Source organism: Providencia sp. 6390, assembly GCF_058148425.1.
This window is the reverse complement of record NZ_JBYVYL010000001.1, coordinates 822619-843421: the sequence shown is the minus strand read 5'-3', so window position 1 is coordinate 843421 and position 20803 is coordinate 822619. Positions and strand designations below refer to the sequence as shown.

At 39.2% G+C, this 20803-nt stretch carries 14 protein-coding genes; 8 read left to right on the top strand and 6 right to left on the bottom strand.

Annotated elements, in window-relative coordinates:
* Positions 1–4: 4 nt before the first annotated feature.
* Positions 5–6226, top strand: coding sequence for an AAA domain-containing protein (locus tag AC3Z9T_RS04070; protein ID WP_490124916.1), 6222 nt, complete (start codon positions 5–7; stop codon positions 6224–6226).
* A 7-nt stretch (positions 6227–6233) separates the two neighbouring features.
* Positions 6234–7592 carry a hypothetical protein gene (locus AC3Z9T_RS04065; RefSeq protein ID WP_490124915.1) on the top strand — a complete coding sequence of 453 codons (1359 nt, stop codon included), beginning with the start codon at positions 6234–6236 and terminating at the stop codon, positions 7590–7592.
* A gap of 53 nt (positions 7593–7645) precedes the next feature.
* Here AC3Z9T_RS04065 and AC3Z9T_RS04060 read toward each other — a convergent pair whose 3' ends face one another.
* Both AC3Z9T_RS04060 and AC3Z9T_RS04055 read right to left on the bottom strand, forming a co-directional pair.
* Positions 7646–10732, bottom strand: coding sequence for an efflux RND transporter permease subunit (locus AC3Z9T_RS04060; RefSeq protein WP_490124914.1), 3087 nt, complete (start codon positions 10730–10732; stop codon positions 7646–7648).
* Complete coding sequence (locus AC3Z9T_RS04055; protein WP_490124913.1) at positions 10729–11820, bottom strand: efflux RND transporter periplasmic adaptor subunit; 1092 nt, start codon at positions 11818–11820, stop codon at positions 10729–10731. The genes AC3Z9T_RS04060 and AC3Z9T_RS04055 overlap by 4 nt, the downstream gene beginning before the upstream one ends.
* 197 nt (positions 11821–12017) lie before the next feature.
* On the opposite strand from AC3Z9T_RS04055, the gene AC3Z9T_RS04050 reads away from it, so the two are divergent.
* The 4 genes from AC3Z9T_RS04050 to AC3Z9T_RS04035 all read left to right on the top strand — a co-directional run bounded on the left by AC3Z9T_RS04050 (position 12018) and on the right by AC3Z9T_RS04035 (position 15106).
* Complete coding sequence (locus AC3Z9T_RS04050; RefSeq protein ID WP_490124912.1) at positions 12018–12662, top strand: LysE family transporter; 645 nt, start codon at positions 12018–12020, stop codon at positions 12660–12662.
* Between the two features lie 135 nt (positions 12663–12797).
* The gene (locus tag AC3Z9T_RS04045; RefSeq protein WP_490124911.1) at positions 12798–13217 is read left to right on the top strand and encodes a hypothetical protein; all 420 of its coding nucleotides are present in this window, start codon (positions 12798–12800) and stop codon (positions 13215–13217) included.
* 74 nt (positions 13218–13291) lie between these two features.
* Positions 13292–14692: an amidohydrolase gene (locus tag AC3Z9T_RS04040; RefSeq protein WP_490124910.1), complete on the top strand. Its 1401-nt coding sequence runs from the start codon at positions 13292–13294 to the stop codon at positions 14690–14692.
* 150 nt (positions 14693–14842) lie between these two features.
* The gene (locus AC3Z9T_RS04035; protein ID WP_490124909.1) at positions 14843–15106 is read left to right on the top strand and encodes a YjbD family protein; all 264 of its coding nucleotides are present in this window, start codon (positions 14843–14845) and stop codon (positions 15104–15106) included.
* Between the two features lie 268 nt (positions 15107–15374).
* Here AC3Z9T_RS04035 and AC3Z9T_RS04030 read toward each other — a convergent pair whose 3' ends face one another.
* The 3 genes from AC3Z9T_RS04030 to AC3Z9T_RS04020 all read right to left on the bottom strand — a co-directional run bounded on the left by AC3Z9T_RS04030 (position 15375) and on the right by AC3Z9T_RS04020 (position 17201).
* On the bottom strand, positions 15375–15698 hold the full coding sequence (locus AC3Z9T_RS04030) for a thioredoxin family protein (protein ID WP_490124908.1): 324 nt from the start codon (positions 15696–15698) through the stop codon (positions 15375–15377).
* 215 nt (positions 15699–15913) lie between these two features.
* The gene (mnmH, locus tag AC3Z9T_RS04025) at positions 15914–17002 is read right to left on the bottom strand and encodes a tRNA 2-selenouridine(34) synthase MnmH (RefSeq protein ID WP_490124907.1); all 1089 of its coding nucleotides are present in this window, start codon (positions 17000–17002) and stop codon (positions 15914–15916) included.
* Between the two features lie 58 nt (positions 17003–17060).
* Positions 17061–17201 carry a hypothetical protein gene (locus AC3Z9T_RS04020; RefSeq protein WP_490124906.1) on the bottom strand — a complete coding sequence of 47 codons (141 nt, stop codon included), beginning with the start codon at positions 17199–17201 and terminating at the stop codon, positions 17061–17063.
* A 307-nt stretch (positions 17202–17508) separates the two neighbouring features.
* On the opposite strand from AC3Z9T_RS04020, the gene AC3Z9T_RS04015 reads away from it, so the two are divergent.
* Positions 17509–18111: a TetR/AcrR family transcriptional regulator gene (locus AC3Z9T_RS04015; RefSeq protein ID WP_490124905.1), complete on the top strand. Its 603-nt coding sequence runs from the start codon at positions 17509–17511 to the stop codon at positions 18109–18111.
* A 52-nt stretch (positions 18112–18163) separates the two neighbouring features.
* On the top strand, positions 18164–19261 hold the full coding sequence (locus tag AC3Z9T_RS04010) for an alkene reductase (RefSeq protein ID WP_490124904.1): 1098 nt from the start codon (positions 18164–18166) through the stop codon (positions 19259–19261).
* Positions 19262–19541: 280 nt separating this feature from the next.
* Here the strand turns inward: AC3Z9T_RS04010 and AC3Z9T_RS04005 are convergent, their stop codons facing one another.
* Complete coding sequence (locus tag AC3Z9T_RS04005) at positions 19542–20744, bottom strand: MFS transporter (RefSeq protein WP_490124903.1); 1203 nt, start codon at positions 20742–20744, stop codon at positions 19542–19544.
* Between the last annotated feature and the right edge of the window lie 59 nt (positions 20745–20803).

Sequence of the window (20803 nt, the reverse complement as noted above, 5' to 3'; positions counted from 1 at the left end):
GCGGATGACCATGATACGTTTTTGCCCTCATTGCCACACAAAGCGCCCATTAACGGAGATCTTTTGTGCGGGGCAAATTAATCATCAACCTTGCGGTTGGGATCTCACTCTTGAAGACATTCATGATGACGATTGGCAACCGCCGTTACAACAAATCACAGCTACCGATAATGAAATAGCCGTTGGCGATAATGTTGTTGATATAACAACAACCAGCGCTCTTGTTTGTACCAATGGTCATCCTATGGATGCAGATGATCTCATTTGCCTTCAGTGCGGGGCAGATGTGGCATTACCCAATGACAATAACGCACAGCAACAAGAGATCTCCTCTCATCGATATATTGATGAATGGTGCTTAGAGCAACGCATTAATGAGATAGATAGCGCACGTGAACGTTACGCTGTCACTAATAGGCAGACAGGGCAAGTTGGGGTTTTAACGCTCTACCAAAAGGGAGAAGAACCCGATCCTGCGATTTACCAAGTGCTTAAACTCATTCCTACTGAACATATACCACAGTTTTATGAAACGGGAAGATGGGAAAATAGAGCGTGGCACGTAACAGAAAAATTAACTGGCGGTTCACTTAGCCAATTTATCCAACAGGGCGACTTTTGGCGACCAGAAGAAATTCCCAAATTGGTTGAAGAGCTGGGTACTGCGTTAGCAACATTTGCTGAGCACGGGCTACGTCATCGAGCACTACGACCTGCTAATCTATTAATCCGCAGCCGTGATCCGCTTGATATTGTTATTATTGAATATGGTTCAGCAAGTTTGTCTGAATTTGACCTTGATATTGTTTCGCCATTAGATATTTCTCGTTACACCGCTCCTGAAACGTTAGCCGGTGGAGTCTGTGCAGCATCAGACTGGTGGAGTTTAGGGGTTATTTTGCTTGAGCAACTGACTCAAGGAAAATGTTTTGAACATATTCATGATAATGCATTTCTTATTCACGTGATGACTAATGGCATTGAGTTACCAAGTGAACTCGATAGCCATACACAATTATTATTACGTGGTTTATTAAGTAGAGATCGCTTTTTACGTTGGCAATGGCCTCAAGTTTCAGCATGGTTACAAGGTCGTCCTGTTCAAGCTATTGAATCAATTAACAGCCACATACAACAGCAAACTCATAGCTTATCGTTTGCAGGCTACCAATTTAATAACCCTGAAGAAATGGCGATGGTCGCTGCGGAACAAGCTCATTGGCACGATGCTATTGAGTTATTAATTCGTGGTGAGATCACGTCATGGTTAGCTAAATTTGACCAAATGGGGAACGTGTTAGGGCAGTTACAGCGTTTGGTTGATAATGCAGAAATTGCCCCCGATCTCAAATTGACCTTAGCTTTACGGATACTAAATCCGAATATCCCGTTTGTTTTTCAAGGTGAAATTATCACCCCAGCTTGGTTATTAGATCACCCAACATTGGGTTATCAATTAATTAGTGAACCATTAGCGAGCCAACTTCAAGCGATAGATGAGCAACATTGGCTAGTTCAATTGTTTCATCGCCAATGCCGGATCCGCCAGCGCGCAGAACAACAGCAAATCCCACTCAATCAAGAAAGCTTAAAACTCTATTTATTGATTACTTCTACTAGCCAATTAGCTGCACGTTGGGATATTTTTCATCAACAGTTCCCTGACACTCACAATGACAGTTTGAGGGTGATAATTGGTAAACAAAAACCGCAAGAAGATGATTATATTTTATTGCTCAGTGCAGATATTGGTCAGTTTATTTCAGTCGATACCATTATCAATGATGCTGAGGCACTCGCGAAACAGTATGATATTCTCAATTTTGATGATGATCTAGCCAAACAACAGCTACTCTTGCCGCGTAATACATTATTTCAGTTATTAGCCGAACGCTTAGATGGTTTTAAACGAGCCGGTTCTGTTGATATTGACCAGTGGGCGGATACTTTTTTATTGACTCGCCGTTTGCCATTGCCACAAGTTTTGGTGATGTTAGCGATCCCCATAGAGCAATGGCAAGTCCCAGAGTCGCAGAAATACGTTCTTGAAGTTTTAAGCTTCTTCGCACAAAAACTCATCTCAGTTACCCAGCGTGGCAACCTTGTACGTATGCGCCTAACGGCTACGGCGGGTCGTGTCGATCTCATTGAATGTACAGATTCACGCCAAAATGCCGATAAATTATTAGAACATTTAATTAATCGGAAAAGTCGTTCAATTACAATTGATAGTGATTTGCTGTTGCAAAGAAAAGGGGTTAATGCACGTCTGTGGGCGCTGCAATCAGATACTCAGCTGTATCAAAGAGATACAGGTATCAATGGTATGTATTTAGGGTTTCCATTTTTACTGCTGAATACCCAGCCAAATAAGATCAAACCACGTATTGCGCCGTTATTTTTATGGCCTGTTTCTATTTTATCTTCTGAGCTACAACGTGGGCCTATTCAATTAGCTTTTGACAATGATAGGGCCGCTGTTCGTATCAACCCTGCGTTGGCTAATTTTGTTGGCATTCCTGCTATGAGTGAATGGCAAAAAGTACTCGATAATATTCTTTCGCAAGCAGCGCTAAATGTTGAAGAAACCATGGCAATACTGGGTGAACTTTTGTCTGTGAGAGAGACTAATTTATCGCCATTACCCTCTATTAGCGAAGAGGTTCCTGAAAATAGTGCGCAAATCGTTTGTTCGGCTGTACTATTTCATACTTCATTTATTGGTCAAGCCATCAGTAGTGATTTGCAATTAATTACGTCGCAACACATCAATCAAACAGCATTAGCCACCATGCTTAATCTTGATGATCGGCAAGGCATGGAAAGATCACAATTACAAACTGACGATCATTACTTTTTATCATTGCCTGACCCTTCACAAGAGGCAGTGGTACAAGCAGCTCGCCTAGGTTCAGGGTTGCTAATTGAGGGGCCTCCAGGCACAGGCAAAAGCCAAACTATTGTTAATTTGATTGCTGATGCGATCGGCCAGAAGAAAACAGCGTTAGTGATTTGCCAAAAACCAGCAGCACTTGAAGTCGTTTATAAACGCTTAATTGCTAATGGATTAACCGACCGCGTGCTAATGATTAATCAAAATCAGAAGCCTCGAGAGGTTATTCAAGCGGTTAGAGAGCAACTTGAACAATTGTGGGTTAGATTGGCGACTGAGCTGCATGATGATGATTGGCGTAATCAACGCCAGCAAGCCAGCCAAACACTCGAAAAATGCGAAAGTATATTGGATGAATACTATCAGGCAATGTATACGGCTGATGAACAGTTAAAACTATCCTATAAAGATGTATTATCAGGGCTGTTGGCCATTGAGCAAACCGAACGTTATTTGCTTGATATTGAAAAAATACAACCTTATTTAGTATCACAAAATAAAAACAGCATCGCGCAATTTATCAATGATCTTAAAATCCATGCACCTCGCTGGCTTACATTAAATTATGAACATAATCCATTAAATGGATTAGCTCAATTTAGCGCTGATGACCCTCAGTACGCTTTACTTGAGCAGGCTTTCCCCCTATTTATTGCGGCAGAAAACCTGCGGTTAAATGTTGAGAATGTAGATGAAAATCAAATAGATATAAAAATACTGGCACATCATAGAACAGCCTATCAGCAGTGCCAAAAACAATTTATGTTGCTAACCCAAGAACAATGGCGCGATTTTTCGCAATGGCTCGCACTGTTTTTAACTGAGCAGGGTAAACAAACAGCAGGTTCTAAGTTGGTACAACAATTAATTCAACTTAATAATCGTTTAATAGCTATTGATACAACTGAAACAGATGTTCATTACTTTCCGTTATTGGCCTCGTTGGATAATGTGCATTTAACTCAACTATCACGAGCTGTTTCAGAGAAATTACACGGTTCGTTTTTACGTTTTTTAAACCCTTTTTATTACAGTCGTAAGAGCCTGCTAACTCAATTTATTGCTTCCAGTGGAATAGAAATTGGAACCATCAAGTTTGAGCGCCTATTAAAAACGATTAATACCGAACAGCAATGGCGCATACTGTATCAAGAACTACAACCTCTCTATCATCAGTTACATATTGAGCCACAACAGTGGCAACAAACTCTTAGCACTTTAATTGAACAACTTCAGAAAGTTGAAGAGAATGCGACCATTTTGGCAAATTATCCACAGCCAGAGCATTTCTTATCAGCCATTATTCAACAACAGCAACTCGGTTTTATGCGGCAATGTCGTGAAATAGAAGCGGCAATTGACAAAGCGGAAGCAAGGCAGAACAGCTTAGGTATTTTGAATGAGCTAAAACCTGTGTTGTCCGTGGCTTATTGGCAACAATTTAAAGATGTTATTGTTTCAGGTAACTCATTAGCAATTCCTATTGAACAGCTGAAAAATGCATTGCCTGAATTGAGTCAATTTCAAAATTTTAGAGCAGAAACAGCCCATTTTTCATCAGCAGATTGGCAAATACTGGCTTTGTTACGGCCGTTGATTGATGCCAACCACTCGACAGATTGGATAGGCCAATTAGGTAATACCATTAAACATGCCTTTTTGTTATTGGCTAAAAACAGAATTGAAACCCGATCACCTATACTGTCATTAGATAATACTCAGGTTACACAACATATTTCCCAACTGTCTGAATTGCAAAATCAATTACAGCGACATAATAAGCAAGCCTTAACACTCAATATTGATACATTAATGTTAGCTAGCCGTCGTGAGTGGGAAGCGATTACACGGCTAACAGGACCAAGGGCAAGACGTTTACGTGAATTTATTAGTGAAGGATGTGAGCTTGGATTAATGCAACTACGGCCAATTTGGTTGATGACACCTGATGTCGCAAGTCAAATTTTACCCCTTAACGCAGGTATGTTTGATAGTGTCATTTATGATGAAGCTTCTCAAATGCCTATTGAGTATGCATTGCCAACTTTATTTAGAGGTAAGCAGGCGATTGTCAGTGGCGATGAGAAACAAATGCCACCATCCAAATTCTTCAGCGGAAAATTAACTGATGATGATGACAATGATGAAGACGAAGAACAGCAAGAGCAAGCCAATGAACAATGGAACTACCGTCAAATTAGTGATTGTCCTGATTTGTTACATTTAGCGCGCACCGTATTGCCTGTTTATTCGCTCGATATTCATTATCGATCGGTTTATCGTGAACTGATCAACTTTTCTAACTATGCTTTTTATGAAAATCGGTTGAATATCCCAGCTCAACACTCAGCTAAAATTGTTAATGATGTTAAACCATTACGGCTGGTCACGGTTGATGGTACATATGTTAATCAAAGCAATGAAGACGAAGCAAAAGCGGTTGTGGAACATCTATCACAGATTTGGTTGCGTCCATTTAATGAAAGGCCTTCGATTGGCGTAGTCACCTTTAACCAAAAACAGGCTCAGCTGATTAATCAACATATTCGAGCCAAAGCGCTGGTGGATGAACAATTTCATCAGGCATACAGCGAAGAAAATCAGCGCCAAACCAATGATGAAGACATGTCATTCTTCGTCAAAAATGTTGAAAACGTTCAGGGTGATGAGCGTGATGTCATTTTGTTCTCCACCACATTTGGACGAAATCAACAAGGAACATTTAGGCGTAACTTTGGTGTGTTAGGGCAAACTGGCGGCGAACGGCGTTTAAATGTTGCGATCACACGAGCACGTCAACAAGTGGTGATCATGTCCTCCATGCCAATTGATGAGATTTCAGATTTGCTGACGACATATCGAAAACCTGACATCCCACGTGATTATCTGCAAGGCTATTTAGCCTACGCTAAAAATCTGAGTGCCCCATCAATGCAGGCAGAAAATAGTAAGTTACTCAATCGCCTGTGTTACACACAGGCGGCTCAAACCCAATCTGAAGTAGAAGCTGATGCATTTGTTGAATCAGTCATACAATTTATTTGCTCACAAGGTTGGAAAATTGCCCTTTCAGAGCAGGTAGGGGTATTCTATTTTGATTGTTTAATTGAAAATGAAGCCACAGGGCAATTTTTGTTAGGGGTCGAGTGTGATATGCCACACCATACCTTATTGCAGCGTGCACGCTCCCGCGAACTTTGGCGTGAAGGAGTATTAAAACGCATTGTGCCGAATCGTCATCGTATTTCTTTGCGAGAATGGTACTACGAGCGAGAAAGGGCACAACAACAATTACTTGATGCCATTCATCAAGCGTCATTAATGATTAAATAGGCTAATTATGAGCTCCGCAGTTTATCAAATTTCAGTACGAGAAAAGAATGAAATCCTTTGTCGACGCCAACTTGCGGTGATGAATCGACTGTTTAAGCAATGGCGAAGGTTGAATGAACAGCAACGCAGCAAAGATGCAAGAACAGAGCAATTCTTTGCGGCGCATCGACAATTAGTCGAGAATAGCCAGCAATTACAGCAGCTCAGGTCGAAAGAGCTGACAGCATTAAACCGTGACATGGGGGATTTCATTGTTACAGTGAACAATGAAATGAGCCAAATGCGTGAGCGAGTGATCGAAGAACAAGCAGCGCAAGCACGTAGCCAATTTCATCAACAGCGTAACCTAGCTGGGTTAATCAAGTTACTGCAACAGCAAACACCTGATGAAATCGAACTCATCACAAGCTTGCAACATGCAAATTCATTAGATCAGCAACAGTTAGCTAATCTTACGTTTCGTGCTATTTCGATGATTGAGAATATCGCTCAGATACCCTCAACAGACCAAAGCGAATTACTTAAACAATTAAAAGTACACTCTGATGGCAGCAAAACGTTTTGGCAAAGTGGAATGCCGCAAACACCTTTTACCATGCAGTGTGAACAAATTGCGCTAATGATTGAAAAAGTGAAAATTTTAGGTGGGGATCAGCAAGCTATAGATTATGCAGCGGCATTAGCTGAAATTGAGCTAATGTCTGAGGGCACACAGCGCCACGTGCGGGCGGATTCGTTGATCATGATAATCTCTGCACAGTTGCGTGATAGCCAAAAACGCATTGAGCTGTTGGAACGATTAGAGCAAGTTAATGATGAGCTCAATAGCTTTAACCTCATAGAATTGACATCATTAGGTCAGCAAATCAGCCATCTTTCATCAAGTGCTTCTATTCAGCAAATTGAGCAATTAATTAAGCAAATAGAAAATGCTATCGAACAAGCTGACCAACAAATTGTCACTCAGGCTCAACGTACTATCGTGCTCGAAGGACTCAGTAAGTTAGGCTATGAAGTGCGAGACAGTTCCGTTGCATCATGGCTGGCAAATGGCCAAGTGGTTGTTACTCATCCTGCAACGCCAGGCTATGGCTTAGAGTTGGGTGGCAAACAAGCACGCTTTCAAGCACGTACGGTCGCATTCTCTTCACAACGTGATACCCAACGTGATCATGATGTTGATGCGATTTGGTGTAACCAGCACCAGCAATTGCAGGATATCCTTACCGAATCTGATGCTGAATTGATACTGGATAAAGCATTACCCGCGGGAAGCGGCGCAATGAAAGTGATTGAAACGGCAAATGAAGAACATGAACAGGTTTATAGGACAGAGCAAATGCAATACAGGACGCTAAAAAAATAACGTCAGATACGGTATTTTATAAATGAAAAGGGCACTTGAGCCCTTTTCAGAAATCACCAATGTATCACATTGCGATCCGCTTTTGTTACGGATGTAAACTTCGCTAATAACGGCAGTATTTTCTTTTTTAGGTCATCCATAAAACTGTAAATAACAGGAACAAATAATAAACTCAGTACAGTAGAGCTTAATAAACCACCAATCACCGCAACCGCCATAGGGGCTCGAAAGCCTGCATCTGCACCGGTAGTTAACACTAACGGGATCATCCCAGCGACCATCGCAAATGTTGTCATGATAATAGGGCGAATTCGTTCTTGACCCGCCTCAACAATAGCTGCTTCACGACTTAACCCTGAACGCTCTTTTTCTAAGATAAACTCGACTAATAAAATTGAGTTTTTAGTTACAATCCCCATCAACATTAAGATGCCAATAATAACTGGGAGATCAATCATCGCACCATATAACACCAACGCAATAATTGCACCACCAATTGAAAAGGGTAATGCCGCTAAAATAGTTATCGGCTGCATGAAATCCTTAAATAGGATAATTAAGATAGCAAAAACCAACAATACGCTGAACAGCATAGTGGTACTAAAGCGATTGAACATATCATTCATATATTCTATATCGCCATACTCTAATTGTGTAATGCTAGTAGGTAGTTGATTATATTCAGGTAATAACATCACGCTCTCTAACGCTTCACCCAGTGTCAGCCCTTCTAAATTACCTTCAATAGACATTTTTCTGGAACGATTAATGCGATCAATTTGTGAAGGACCGTCACTAAAATCGATATTTGCTATCGATTTAATGGGAATGTTTTGTTGTTGGTTACTGCGAACATAAAGGTTATTTAAAATATTTACATCGTCCTTCTGATGGTCGGGTAATATAACTTGCAGTGTTAACTGACGTTCCGGTAAATTAAACTTTGCACTACGTGAATTGGCTTCACCCATTGTGGCAACACGCAGAGTATTTGCGATTTCATCAACATTAACGGCGGTACGACCGAGATCAGTCGTTGTTGGTTTAACGACCAGCTCCTTGCGTAATAATGGCTTAACCACGCGAACATTATTGATGCCTTTTACATTAGCAATACCGTCACGCAATTTATGCATGGCTTTTGCTAACTCTTGCGGATCGGTGCCCGTAAAAGTGAGTGAAAACTCTTTATTGCCATCACTATTACTGAAGGTATAGCGCGCATCAGGGTTCTGTTGTAGTAAATGTGCAATAGAATTTTCAAATTGTTTTTGCGACATTTCCCGTTCATTTGGATCCGTTAACGTTAAAATCAATTGTCCTTTGTGCTGAGCGATACCATCGGCATCATCGCTGATCCCCGCAATGGTATAGATAGACTTAATTTCTTTCCGATCACTTAATAAAGAGGCCATATTCTTAATCGCTTGCTGTGTTTCTTCAACAGGTGTACCTGGTGGTAATTCGACCTCAATTTGGCTGACGCTAATATCGCCTTCAGGCATAAAACCAACAGGCAAATAAGCAATTGTTGAAACAGAGCTCACTAAGAAAATAACAGCTAATGAAAGCGCTAATTTACGGTGTTTTAAGGTGGTTAATAACAACTTTGTGTATCTGATAATCCATGGCGGCGTAGTATGTTCAGCCGCAGTTTTTTTAGTGGGTAATAATACATATGCAGCCATTAATGGTGTAACCAAGCGAGCGACTAATAAAGAGGATAATACGGCCGCAGAAACAGTGATCCCAAAAGGAACGAAGTACTTACCGACAAAACCACCAATAAAACTCACAGGTAAAAACACGGCAACAATAGTCAGTGTTATCGCAACAATCGCAAAACCAATGGCATCTGATGCCTTTAATGCCGCTAAATACGGACGTTCTCCACGCTCAATATATTTTTGGATATTTTCAATTTCAACAATAGCATCATCAACTAAAATACCAATCACCAACGTTAAGGCTAATAAGGTAATACTGTTTAAGGTATAACCAAAAATAGCCAATATAAAAAATGTGGGTAAAATTGATAAAGGAAGTGCAACGGCGGCGACTAAAGTGGCACGCCAGCTCTTTAAAAAGAAAAAAACGATGATAATAGTTAAGAATGCACCTTCTAATAGCGTTTGAATGGTTAAATGATAACTGGACTCAGTATATTTTACGGTCGAAGAAACCAGTTGAATATTGATGTCTGGGTGTTTTTGCTTCAGTTCAGTAATTGCTTTATCGACACCTTCAGCGACCACAGTATCACTTGAACCTTTAGCGCGAAAAACTGCAAAACCAACAACATCCGCACCATTTAATTGTGAAATAGTTTTTGATGTTTTTTGCCCATGATAAATGGTCGCAATCTCATCAAGTTTAATCCATCGTTTTTCACCAACAGGCAGTTGAATATCTTTGATCTCATCGACATTATTCTTTTCACCAAGCACACGAATAGTATGCTGTAGCGAATTATATTTTGATGATCCACCCGCTGAATTTTGATGTACGTTACGCAGTAATTCATTAATTCCAACAATTGAAAGCTGCAATGCAGCGAGTTTATTTGCATCAGGTTCAACGCGTATTACACTGTCAGCGCCACCTAAACGGCTAACTTTTTGTACACCGGGTATCATAATCAATTGTTTGCTAATGGTGTCATCGACAAACCAAGATAGATCCGCAATAGATTGGCTATCTGATGCAATGGCATAACGTAAAATTGCACCACCTTCAACATCGATGCGATTAATTAAAGGCTCATCGATAGTTTGTGGTAAATCACTTCTAATTTGCGAAATCTGTTCACGAATATCGTTAGTAGCAATATAAGCATCAATATTTAAATCAAATTCAACGGTAGTGGTTGAAATGCCCTCAGTAATGGTGGATGAAATATGGCGGATGCCAGGGATGCCTGAAACGGCACGTTCGACTTGCTTAGTCACTGCATTTTCAAGTTCTGTTGGCGATGAGCCATCTTGAGTAATTGTTACCGTTACAATAGGGAAATTGATAACAGGGTTTGCTGTGACAGGCAAATTTATAAATGAAAAAATACCTGCGATAGTTAGTGCTAGAAAAATGACAACAGTCGGGATAGGGCGAGTGATCGCCCAAGAGGATAACTGTAATTTCATTTGTTAGCCCTTACTGGTGTAACCGTATCATTCTCTGTCAAAAACGCTTGTGCATTGGTCACGACATCAAGATCTGTTGGTAACGGAGAAATGATTTCAATACGGGCAGCCTGTATTTTACCAACAGTGACTTTCTGTTGTTTCACGATATTGTTATTGACAGTAAAAATAATCCGTTCGCCATTATCGAGCGTTCTAATTGCACTATAGGGCAAAGTCGTTTGCGCTTTTGCTGTATTACTGGCAGTCATTACCCCAGACTCACCAATTTGAATTTTTGATTTATCTGACTCTAATGAAATGCGAACTTTTCCTAGTTGTGTTATATCGTCTAATTTAGGTGTGATATAGCGTATTTTCCCTGAAAATTGCTGTTTATCTGAGTTGGTTAATAAAATTGTCTCAACCGACGATAAGCGCTTTAATTCTGAGGCGTGAGCCAATGCTTCAAATTCTATGTGGCCATTTTCAATGATTTTAAATAGCAGCTGATTATCAGATAGCATGCCGCGTATGGCATGACGTTCGCTGACCACACCAGCGACTGGCGCAATAATTTGCGATTTATCTTGCTGGCTTTGTTCTTTCATAAGCTGAGCCTGTAATTGGCGTAATTCTGCTTTGCTGGCTTCAAGCATGGCGGCTTGGGCTAGTGCTTCTGATTTGGTTTTTTCAAAATCATTAGCTGAAATAACACCCGAACGCGCTAATGGTTTTAAGCGAGCAAGCTCTTTTTGTGACTGCTCGGATAATGCTTTTTGTTGTTTTATATAGGCACTGGCTTTTTCGGTCTCTGCTTGTAATTGTTTAACCGCAGCACTTTGAATGGGAGATTCTAATGCCGCAAGCAATTGGCCTTTTTCAACCCATGCGCCTTCTTCAACAAATACATCAATAACCATCTGCTGTTGTAATGGTGAACCAATGGCTATTTCATTTTTTGCAACAAACTTACCGGGTAAAGAAAGTGTGTCTATATATTGAATTTTTTTTGGTTGAGTGACACTTAAATGCATATTTTCTGCATGAGTTATTGATGTAATAATTAAAAGAAATAGTAATGGTGAAGTAACAAAAAAACGTCTCATAAATGCAAATGTTCCCTGAGTGGCATTGCAGGTAACATAATAAATGGCGCTATTGATTACCATAAACCAAAGTTAAACCTTAATTTTTCGTTAAGCTTGTGAGGTCAGAAAAGAAAAGTAAATTATGATTGAGCTATAGTGATAAAAATTATGATAAGTTTCAGGTGTAAGATAATTTACTAATAGGTGGCTAACGTATGGATCCTCTACATAGCATTATTGTCACGTTGTTCTTGTTTATATTGACATTTCTTAACCCAGGGGCAAATTTATTTGTGGTTGTACAAACGACGCTGAGTTCAGGTAAGCAAGCAGGTTTGACTTGTGGTTATGGTGTTGTGTTAGGTAATGCTATTTATTCTGGATTGGGATTATTTGGCTTAGTGGCCTTAATGACGCAATTTGGTGAGTTCTTTTCCATAATTAAAATCATAGGTGGGTCCTATTTACTTTATTATGCTATTTCTACTTTTCGTAATAAAACACAGCTAAATTTAAATACGGATAGCGAAACCGAAAATTTACATTCTATTGTTTATTTTCGACGAGGGTTGATTTCTGATTTATCGAATCCACAAACCATTCTGTTTTTTATCAGTATTTTTTCAACAACGCTAAATGCAGATACGCCTTTGTGGACAAAAATAGTGATCTGGCTAGGTATTGTTACAGCGTCACTAATTTGGCGTATTATCTTATGCCAAACCTTTTCGTTGTCATCTGTGAGACGAACTTATTCACGGATCCATAAAGTTGTTGGGAAAATAGTGGGTTTGATACTGGGAGGGCTAGCTTCAAGATTGATAATCCAAGGAGTGGGAGAGCTGATTTACCGTAAATAGTGATTAGTATATTGATTGTTACGTTGAGTAAGACTCTAGTACAGTTAGCGATATTTAAAATGAGGACTGTTCTCACGTGACAGGCAACAATGCATTAGAATAACAGTTTCACCTCAATCTTAAATTGGTTACTTTATGATACCGTTATATTCGATTTTTGCCTTATATTGTGCCGCAGGTGTGATTTTCTGTGCTGCATTACTTCATTTTGCTTGTTTATTTTTAGGCGCTGCAAGTTACCGTTTCTTAGGGGCAGGAGACGCTATTGTTGAGATGGCGAAAAAGGGGCACTGGTATCCACACTTTACCGCTATTGTGGTAGGCACTGTTTTAACCGTCATCGCAGCTTATGCTTTTTTTGCCGCGCAAGGAAATTTGTTACCTTTTACTAAATTGATTCTTTCCTTGGTCACTGCTGTATTTTTACTACGATCAATGGCTTTTCCGATCTTGAAATCACGCTTTAAAGGTAACAGTGATTTGTTTTGGTATACCAGCTCAGGAATATGTTTAATTTTTGGACTATTACTAGCTATAGGTATTATAGGACTTTAACTGTCATATGCATGTTTATCTCTATTATCCATAAGGGTATCATATTTAAATATCTTATTTCTTATGGGGTCATTATGTCTTTTTCTAAATCAGTGCTTGCATTAACCATCATTGCTGCCTCTTTTTCCAGCTATGCTCTCAAAGATGCCTCATTAATGATTGTCGATGGAACTGTTCTCACGATGGATCCGCAAAATAAGGTGATTGAAAATGGTACCATCGTGATAAAAGATAACAAAATTATTGCAGTCGGTGATGCTGAGCTCGCAAAAGAGTATCAAGCGACAGAAGTGTTGAATGTTGATGGTGATATTGTTATGCCAGGCTTAATCAATACCCATACGCATGCCTCGATGACCGTGTTTCGTTCATTAGCTGATGATGTACCTGATCGCCTCCATCGATATATTTTCCCTCTTGAGAATAAATTGGTTTCACGTGATATGGTTCGAGTGGGAGCGAACCTCGGTAACGTAGAAATGGTTAAAGGTGGCGTTACTACTTATGTTGATATGTATTATTTTGAAGACGAAGTCGCTAAATCTGTCGATAAGATGGGGAACAGAGCTGTTCTTGGTGAATCAGTCATCCAATTTCCTGTTGCAGATGCCAAAAATGCCGATGAAGGTATCGCTTATGCGATGAAATTTATTAACCAATATAAAGATCACCCACGTATTACACCTGCATTCGCTCCTCATGCCCCCTATACCAATACAACTGAACATTTACAGCAAATAGCCAAGCTTTCACAACAACTTGATGTCCCTGTTACAATCCATTTAGCTGAAACTGATCGTGAAAAAGAGGAAATAGCTAAACGTACGGGCGGAAAAAGTCCTGTTCAATACATGGCTGATATCGGTGCACTAAATAATAAAGTCATCGCGGCTCATGCCATTATGGTGGATGACAAAGATATTGATTTATTAAAACAATATGATGTTGGTGTCGCCCATAATATCAGTGCAAATACTAAATCTGCGAAAGGTGTTGCGCCTGTCACTAAAATGCTAGAAAAGGGCGTTCGTGTTGGCCTAGGTACTGATGGTCCGATGTCAAGTAATACGTTAACCACAATGAACGAATTAGGGCTAGTTGGAAAAATCCATAAACTAGAGAATAAAGACCGTGCAGCAATGCCGCCATTGACGGTCGTTGAAATGGCGACAATGGGTTCAGCTAAAGCATTGCATATGGAAGACAGAATAGGCTCTTTAGAAGTTGGTAAATTAGCTGACATTATTGTTGTTGATACTAAAGCACCAAATATGGTGCCAATGTATAGTCCATATGCTGCACTGGTTTATGGCGCAAATGGTGGTGATGTCCGTCATACCATTGTCGATGGAAAAGTGTTGATGAAAGACCGTCAGTTATTAACGGTTGATGAAAAAGCCATTATTAAGGAAGCTCAAGAGTTTGCACAGCAAGTGCGTAAAACGGTAGTTGCAAGCGGAGAAGTGGTAAAATAAGCTAAGCAACACATATGATGCCATGATAAATAATCATGGCATCATATAAAGCTCTACCAAAATGTAGGTTAACTATTGATATTCTTCATAGTCAGTAGGGGGTGTTCAATGTTATATTATAATCTCCTACGCGATGACCGAGGTGATAAAATGAAGATGTTAACGCTGCAAGAAATGACCGAAGCACAGCTGTTTAGAGTAAAAACACGGCTGGGTCAGGAAAGAAAAAAGTTGGGGCGTGAGTTAACCAATGCGGAACACAGTAGGGTAAAAACGGAAATAGTCACTGAAATATCCAAAGAAGTAGAGCTAGCAGCCAAAAAAGTCAGGGCACAAAAGAAAAAAGATAAGTTAGTCTCAAGTGATGAAACGTTCAGTTGGTCATCAAATAATCATCGCCGAGGTTTGCGCTAAATTATAATTTGATTAACATTGTTTATTCGAAAAAATGGCTGAAGCGGATCAACTGGTTTATGGTGATTATCATACTGTAGTGACTATAATTGTTAGCGAATGATAATATTATTTTAAGAACAGAAATTCAGCGAGTGATTCAATTGTATGGCATTCATGCAGAAAAGATTGACCCAACAGCTGTAAAATAATTTTATATCACATATCCCACTTATTAGTGAGGTATGTGATTTTTTGTGAGCGTTAAACTCAATAGACTAAAAAGCGCTTATTTTAGATTTTTATTTAAAAATGTGACGAACTGAGTGTATGAGTAAGCACCTAATAACCGGTCCAATAGAATACCACTTTGAAATAAAAGGGTGATTGGAACGTTTGAAATATTATACTTACTAACAATATAGTCAGAACTGTCAACATCTACTTTTGCGAAGAAGTATTTGTTTTTCATTTCATCAGCTATTTTATTGAATAACGGAGCAATAGACATGCATGGTGAACACCATTGAGCATAAAACTGAACGACACAAATATCATGGCTCTTGATTGTATTATCGAAATTATTATCATCTAATATAACTATTGTACTCATATATGCCTCTATTTTTAGTTTTGCTCAGGATTTATAAGTAAATTCATCCTAGGCCTTTTATAATCAGCACTCAATAGTATTGTTATTTTCTTCATTGTTATAAATCATAACACTTTGTCTATTAAATAGACTTGATAATATATATTTCTATGAAATTTTATCTCTAAAGGTGATTTATTATTTCAATATAAAATCATCTTTAGAGAATTTTAAAATCAATGTGCTATTAACCAAGCTAGCACTTCCGAATAATTACCTTGGAAAATGATCCGCTCTTGTTTCTTGCTCAACTGATAATTATACATAGGGTCATAATATTCGTTAAGCAAAGGGCATAGCCAAGTAAAGTGGGCTTCTGTTGATCCTGTTTTTTTCTGCTCAACTAATGCAATATCTAATAACCCAGTTAGTTCTAAGGTACGTTGTGAGCCTAAACGACGACGAATGGCAGATAAACCATGATGTAAATATTCACTATAGGCTAACCAGCCTTGCTCTTCACCATAAGTGCTCAGAAAATCATGAGTCATGTTATCAAAATACTCATGTTGTAATCGCTGTAAACGCTTTTCGAAGGGGTCATCAACAACAACCAATGAGGATGTTCCCATTTTATGACGTAATGGTTCAGGTAAGCTATTTGCACCGATCGCTTTACTTTCATCTTCAAATAGCCAACGCAAAGTCTGCGAAGATTTCTTTAATAATTGAACGGCTAGATGATTCTCAAATGTTGCTTGTGAAAATTGAGGCTGTAAAGTTCGACCAAACGATGAACCTCTATGGTGGGCTAAACCTTCAAGGTCGATACCATCAGCTAACTCACGTACTAGGGTTGTTTTACCATTACCTGTACATCCACCAATTAAAATAGTTGGGCGTTGCAGTAGTTCTTGGGTCGACTCAATAACTGTTTGTCGCATTGCTTTATAGCCACCACTCACGAGTGGATAGTCGATTCCAACATCACGAAGCCATTGCTGAACAATATGTGAACGCATCCCGCCACGAGCACAGCAAATATAACCGTGAGGGTATTGAATACAGGCATTCTGCCAAGCGGCCATTCGCATTTCACGAATTTCACCGCTGACTAATTGGTGACCAAGCTCAACTGCCTTTTGAGAGCCTTGCTGTTTATAGCATGTCCCCACCGCAGAACGCTCCTCATCATTCATTAATGGTAAATTATAAGCAGCAGGCATTGAACCTTGAGTGAATTCAATAGGTGCACGAACATCAATTAACGGAGTATCGGTGGCTAATATCTGTCGGATATTTTGTTGTGAGCGCGTTAATTCCATAATAACAACTGTAGTTAATCCTAGCTAAACAAGTGGTCACTATACTCTTGTACTGCGATTATGGCACGTAGTGATCCGCATTTTGCACTTCAATTAAACGATGATATTGTGCTTTGAGAGTTAATATGCAACTTTCAATTGATTGTTTATCTGACGCATCAAATGTATCACCGGTTAAATATGTTTGTTTCGCAGCCATAATTAATTACTGATGTGAAGGCTCTGAAATCCTTTCGAATAACCAATCCGCAGCTACTGATTTGGATTCAATTTCGCCAGTATGTAGACCCATATAGATGAATACTGATAAGCTGTTTTCCGATATTCTTCTGGATAATGTCACGAGCCGATCTCACTTGCTCTCGAATCGTTTTATCAATAAGTCCAAAATTCATACTTTCCCTATCTTTTTGTTTTTATTTTAATTTTTTGTTTTGTGTAACTTATTACCAATCTTTCTATAGAATGCACTTGCATTAGACCGAGCGGTCTACTATAGTGCCTCCATGAACAGAAAAACTGAACACGATACTCGTGAACACCTTTTAATCACCGGCGAACAGCTCTGCCTTCACCTTGGCTTTACTGGAATGGGGCTAAGTGAACTGTTAAAAACCGCTGAAGTGCCTAAAGGGTCATTCTACCATTACTTTCGCTCAAAAGAGGCGTTTGGTGTTGCTATGTTGGAACGCTACTATGCCGGCTATTTGCAAAATTTGTTAGCGCATTTTGAGCATGGGGAAGGGAACTATCGAGATCGCTTTCTGAGTTATTATGGAAATATTTTAAATAATACTTGTTTATTTAACCATGTTAATAGCTGTCTAACGGTTAAATTGTCAGCCGAAGTCTGTGATCTATCTGAAGACATGAATGCCGCAATGAACTCAGGCGTTAGCCAAGTCATCGCTTTATTAGCACAAGTCTTAGAGAATGGTCGTGAAGAGAAGTCACTTTTTTTTCATGGAGATCCATATTCAACCGCACAAGTATTTTATTCTTTATGGCTCGGTGCAAATTTACAGGCTAAAATTTTACGTAGTGATGAGCCTATAAAAAGTGCACTTTTATATGTTGAAAAATTAATTACAGCGCCTGAAAGTGAATAGGCGTTTTTATTTGCCAAGTTACTAGTCGACCGGTCTAATTTTTGGAGGTTACATGTCACAAGAAAAACTATTTACACCGATTAAAGTAGGTGCATTTACTGCACCAAATCGCATATTCATGGCGCCATTAACTCGATTGCGCAGTATAGAACCAGGTGATGTTCCAACTCCATTGATGGCCGAATATTATCAGCAAAGAGCAACGGCAGGTTTGATTATCGCTGAAGCCACTCAAATTTCGGCCCAAGCTAAAGGTTATGCAGGAGCTCCAGGACTTCATAGTGTAGAGCAAATTGCGGCGTGGCAAAAAATTACGTCTGGAGTACATAAAGCAGGAGGACATATTGCTGTGCAGCTATGGCATACCGGACGCATTTCACATACTAGTGTGCAGCCAAATCAGCAAGCCCCTGTAGCACCATCAGCTATTAATGCAGGAACTCGAACATCACTGCGTGATGAAAATGGTCACGCTATTCGAGTTGATACATCGACCCCTCGTGCTTTAGAGACTGCTGAAATACCAATTATTGTTAATGATTTTCGTCAGGCTGTTGCTAATGCGCGCGAAGCGGGTTTCGACATGATTGAGCTGCATTCAGCACATGGATATTTATTACACCAATTTTTATCGCCGTCTGCTAACCATCGAACAGATCAGTATGGTGGAAGTAGAGAAAATCGTGCTCGTTTCCTTTTAGAGGTTGTTGATGCAGTTAGTGATGAATTGGGTTCAGAGCGTATTGGAATTCGTATTTCACCAATTGGATCATTCCAAAATACGGATAATGGCCCAAATGAAGTAGAAGATGCTTTGTACTTAATTGAAGAGCTTGAAAAACGTAAGATTGCTTATATCCATATGTCTGAACCTGATTGGGCGGGTGGTCAACCCTATACAGACGAGTTCCGTCAGAAAGTTCGTGAACGCTTCAGTGGTGTGATCATTGGTGCTGGCGCTTACACTATGGAAAAAGCAGCATCATTGGTTGATAAAGGATTAATTGATGCAGTTGCGTTCGGTCGTGATTTTATTGCCAATCCAGATTTAGTGGCTCGACTTCAATTAAAAGCTGAACTTAATCCACAACGTCCTGAAAGTTTCTACGGCGGTGGTGCTGAAGGCTATACAGATTATCCATTTCTTTAATATTTAAAGCAAATAGCGGCGTAATGCCGCTATCTTTCAAATGGAATCTTTGTTGTATTTACATCATAAGAAAAAATACCGGTATGATTTATTAAATACTGGGTAATTATTTTTATTTTTTTCTTTAAAAATAAATTTATTGTTGATGTTTTTAATGGAGGTTTTCATTTTTTCTCTCGGTTCTTATTATAAAATATATATTTTCTATACCTAGATAAATAGTATGCCAATCAATAATTAATTGGCATACTAAATATTTAAAACACCGAAAAAATTATATTTATGGACATTGAACAATCTGCCTTTGCGTATTTTTTAGGCGGTGAGTCAATGTGAATATTAAGACAAAAGCTAATGACGCTATGAGCAACATACTTGCCATCAGTATATAACCATTGAAATTATCCATGATATAGCCCCCCACTAAACTACCAATAGTAATTAGAATTAAAAACATAAAGGTAATTAGTGCGGAACCTTTTTCAACTAATTCAGGGACATGAACATGCATCCACATATTAATGGTTGCTGGTATCATTCCTGCTGCAATCCCCCATAAAAAGACAATCATAGCACTACTAAACCAGTTAAAATGCCAAATAGAGAATGCAAGAAATGTAATGGAAAGCAAAAATGCACTAATTACAAAGTTATAGCGAACATTGAACTTACCAACATAGCCTGCTAATACATTACCGACAAAACTGGCAATACCAAAAACTAATAATAATGCAGATATTTGTTCATCTAAAAAGCTTATAGTCTCTTTAAAGAAGACCGTAAAATAGTTATATGCGGCAAAGTGGGCTAAAAATATTAATGAAAATATGATCAAACCTTTGCGAGCAATAGGATGAGAAGGCAGTAATAATAGCTCTTTCCATTGCATTGTCGATGACGGTTTTAAGGGCGGTAAAGATAGATATTGCATAGCAAAAGCTACAGCGCCAAGGAACACTAAAATAAAGTAGGGGACTCTCCAACCATATAGGTTACCTAGCCAAGAACCTAGTGGCACGCCGAATATAGTGACTAATGTAACCGCAGAGAAAAAAATCGTAACAGAAGTCGTAACAGGCATATTTTTTGGTGCGATGCGTAACACTAAGCCAGCAGCGACTCCCCAAAACCCGCCCAGAGCAATGCCTAGGATAAATCGGCCTAGTAAAACAAGATAAAAGTTAGTTGCTAGTGCAGTAATTCCATTAGCAATCATCATTAAAACAACTAAAAATAGTAGTACTTGCCGCCTATCTAGTGTTTTGGCATAAATAGGGACTAATAACGCAGACGCCATACCTGCAATAGATGTCACAGTAACGGTTAAGCCTGCTGTACCTACAGAAATTTGAAAGTCATGCGCGATATTATTGATGACACTTATGGCCAAAAATTCACCAGTAACAATAATAAAGCAAGCAAAAGTTGCAGAAATTAACGAAAGCCAGTTACCATTGTGTGTAGAAAGGTTAGGTATAGCCATATGTTCACCTTATTAGGTTATTGTTGTTAGTTGATATATAATTCTATAGCGGTCACTAT